This is a genomic window from Nitratidesulfovibrio liaohensis, assembly GCF_011682075.1.
Lineage (GTDB): Bacteria > Desulfobacterota > Desulfovibrionia > Desulfovibrionales > Desulfovibrionaceae > Cupidesulfovibrio > Cupidesulfovibrio liaohensis.
Genome location: NZ_VSMK01000302.1, coordinates 1 through 3,432 on the forward strand (window position 1 = coordinate 1; position 3,432 = coordinate 3,432).

3 protein-coding genes are annotated in these 3,432 nt (G+C 66.8%); all 3 read right to left on the bottom strand.

Translation table 11 applies throughout. The features are described 5' to 3' along the window. On the bottom strand, positions 1-615 hold a 615-nt coding region (gene xseA / locus FVW27_RS10795; protein WP_167125047.1), incomplete at its 3' end, for an exodeoxyribonuclease VII large subunit. Between the two features lie 281 nt (positions 616-896). Then, entirely contained in the window at positions 897-2,624 is a 1,728-nt protein-coding gene (locus FVW27_RS10800; protein WP_167125049.1) for a proline--tRNA ligase, read from the bottom strand. Continuing rightward, positions 2,624-3,432, bottom strand: an 809-nt coding sequence (gene ispG / locus FVW27_RS10805; protein WP_167125051.1) for a flavodoxin-dependent (E)-4-hydroxy-3-methylbut-2-enyl-diphosphate synthase, incomplete at its 5' end; no start/stop codon positions are given. The genes ispG and FVW27_RS10800, both read right to left, overlap by 1 nt.

Sequence of the window (3,432 nt, forward strand, 5' to 3'; positions counted from 1 at the left end):
CTCGGCCAGCGCCGCCGCAATGCGCGGGGGAGCCTCGTCGCCCTGCACCGGCACCGGGTGGATGCGTATCTCGCAGCCCCAGCCGCGCTCGTCCGCCATGCGCAGAAAGTCGCGCACCGCCGCCCCGCTTGGAGCCGTGATCACCGCCACCCGTTTCGGATGGCGCGGCAGCGGACGCTTGCGCGCCGCGTCGAAATATCCCCGCTCGGCAAGGCGGGCCTTCAGCGCCTCGAACTGCGCGTGCAGCCGCCCCAGGCCCGCGTCCTGCGCCATTTCGACCACCAACTGGTAGCCGCCGCGCGGCGGGTACACCGTCAGCCGCCCCGCGCACAGCAGTTCCTGGCCGTTGGCCATGATGCGGGCAAGGCCGGGACGCGGCCCGTCCTCGAACACCTCGCCGGTCATGGGATCGAAATGTTCCGCGTCGCGCTGGTTGCCCCGGAACCACACGCAGTTCAGCACCGCATCCTCGTCCTTGAGCGCGAAATAGCAATGCCCCGAGGCCGGGCGCGACAGGTTGCTCACCTGCCCGCGCACCCACACAAAGGGAAACCCGCCCTCCACGGCGGCCCGGATGGCCCGGGTCAATTCTCCTACGGTGTAGATGGTGCTCATGGCGTTGCAGATGCGGGGCTCCGCCCCGCTCCCCGCAAGGGGGCCGCGCGCGTTGCGATCGTCATCCGTAATGCTCGCGCTACGCGCTCACATAACGGCTGCCGTCCCCTTGACCCCTTTTGCGTGGACAGCCCGCGCTACGCGCGGCCTGTCCACGGAACGGGCACAACGTGAAGCGGCAGGCTGCCCCAAATAAAAAGTTCTGGAAGGGGGAGCGCGAGGGGGAAAACCTCTTTCAAGAGGTTTCCCCCTCGCGAATTTCTTTCCCTATTTCTCTTCTGCTACAGCCCCCAGCCCGCGCGCACGGCGGCGCGCCAGGTGCGGAAGGCTTCGGCAAAGCCGTCGACGGGCAGTTCGGTCTTTTCGCCGGTGCGGCGGTCCTTGGCTTCCACGATGCCGCGTGCCAACCCCTTGCCGCCAATCACCAGTTGCAGGGGCATGCCCACGAGGTCGGCGTCCTTGAACTTGACGCCGGGGCGCTCGTCGCGGTCGTCGAGGATGGCGTCCACGCCCTGGGCCTTGAGTTCGGCATAGAATTCCTCGGCCTTGCCAAGGGTTTCGCCGTTCTTGGGATCCAGACAGCACAGCACGGCCTCGAACGGAGCGATGGGCGGCGGGAACACGATGCCGTCGGCGTCGTGGTTCTGCTCGATGCACGAGGCCACCACGCGCGACACGCCGATGCCGTAGCAGCCCATGATCATGACCTTTTCCTTGCCGTCCTCGTCAAGGAAGGTGCACTTCAGCGGTTCGCTGTACTTGGTGCCCAGCTTGAACACGTGGCCCACCTCGATGCCGCGCGTCAGCTCGATGGGCTGGCCGCAGCGCGGGCAGGCGTCGGCGGGGGTGATCACGCGCAGGTCGGCGTAGCGTTCGACCTTGGCGTCGCGGCCCAGGCTGACGTTGCGCAGGTGGGTGTCGCCCTTGTTGGCGCCAGTGATCCAGCCATCGGAGGCCAGCAGTTCATGGTCGGCGAAGACGCGCTCCACGTTCAGGCCCACGGGACCGGCAAAGCCCACGGGCGCGCCGGTGACCTGCTGCACCAGTTCGGGCGCGGCAAGCTCCAGTTCGTCGCACTTCAGCAGGTTCTTCAGCTTCACGTCATTCAGTTCACGGTCGCCGCGCACCAGCGCGGCCACGGGCTTGCCGTCGGCCACCAGGATCAGCGTCTTGACCAGCGCGGACTGCGGCACGCCAAGGAAGGCGCACACGTCTTCCACGGTGTGCTTGCCGGGGGTGGCCACCTCTTCGATGGCCCCGACTGCGGGCAGCGTGGCAGGCACGGCAGGGGCGGCCACCTCGGCGCGCTCCACGTTGGCCGCGTATTCGCAGCCGGTGCAGGCGGCAATGGTGTCTTCGCCGGTGTCGGCCAGCACCATGAACTCGTGCGAGAAGCTGCCGCCGATGGAGCCGGAATCCGCCTCCACCGCGCGGAAGCGCAGGCCAAGGCGCTTGAACACGTTCTGGTAGGCCTCGTACATGGCCCAGTAGCTCTTGTCGGCGCCGGCCTCGTCACGGTCGAAGGAGTAGGCGTCCTTCATGATGAATTCGCGGCCGCGCATCAGGCCGAAGCGCGGGCGGATCTCGTCGCGGAACTTGGTCTGGATCTGGTACAGGTTGATGGGCAGTTGGCGGTACGAGCGCACCTCGCCCCGCACGAGATCGGTGATGACTTCCTCGTGCGTGGGTCCAAGGCAGTAGTCGCGCCCGTTGCGGTCCTGAAAGCGCAGCAGTTCCTTGCCGTAGAATTCCCAGCGGCCCGATTCCTGCCACAGGTCGGCGGGCTGCACCATGGGCATGGAAAGTTCCAGCGCGCCCGCGCGGTTCATTTCCTCGCGCACGATGGCGGCGGTCTTTTCGATGGCCTTCAGGCCAAGGGGCAAATAGATGTAGATGCCCGAGGTAAGCTTGCGGATCATGCCCGCGCGGGTGAGCAGCTTGTGGCTGACCACTTCGGCGTCTGCCGGGGCTTCCTTCAGGGTGGGGATGTAGCAATTGCTCCAGCGCATCAGCTGTCCTTTCTGGCTGCCTTGCGTTCGGCAAGGAACGTATCGAGTTCTTCCATGAAGGCGGCGAGCAGGTTCGCGCCGCCCTTGACTGTTCGTATGATCTCTCCCTTGCGGAAGATGATGCCCTTGTCGCGCCCGCCCGCAATGCCGATGTCGGCCTCGCGCGCTTCACCGGGGCCGTTGACGGCGCAGCCCATGACGGCCACCTTGAAGTTTTCCGTCTCGCCCGCAAGGCGGCGTTCCACTTCCTGCGCAAGGCTGATGAGTCCTATTTCGGTTCGTCCGCATGTCGGGCAGGAAATGATTTCCGGCCCCCGGTGGCGCAGCCCCAGCGAGCGCAGTATTTCCCACGCCACGGGCATTTCCTCCACCGGGTCGCTGGTCAGCGAGACGCGCAGCGTGTCGCCTATGCCCAGCCACAGCAGCACGCCAAGACCCACGGACGACTTGACCGACCCGCGCAGCATGGTGCCCGCCTCGGTCACGCCGATGTGCAGGGGGTAGTCGCACCGCTCGGCCAGCACGCGGTAGGCGTCTATGGTGTGCAGCACCGACGAGGATTTCAGCGAAATCTTGATGTCGCCGAAGCCCCTGTCCTCCAGCATGCGCACGTGGCCAAGGGCGCTTTCCACCATGGCTTCGGGCGTTGGCCCGCCGAAGCGTTCCAGCAGGTGCCTTTCCACCGAACCGGAATTGACCCCCACCCGGATGCACGCGCCGCGCGCGCGGGCCGCGTCCACCACGCGGGCCACGTTGGCCTCGCCCCCGATGTTGCCGGGGTTGATGCGCAGGGCGTCCACGCCCGCCT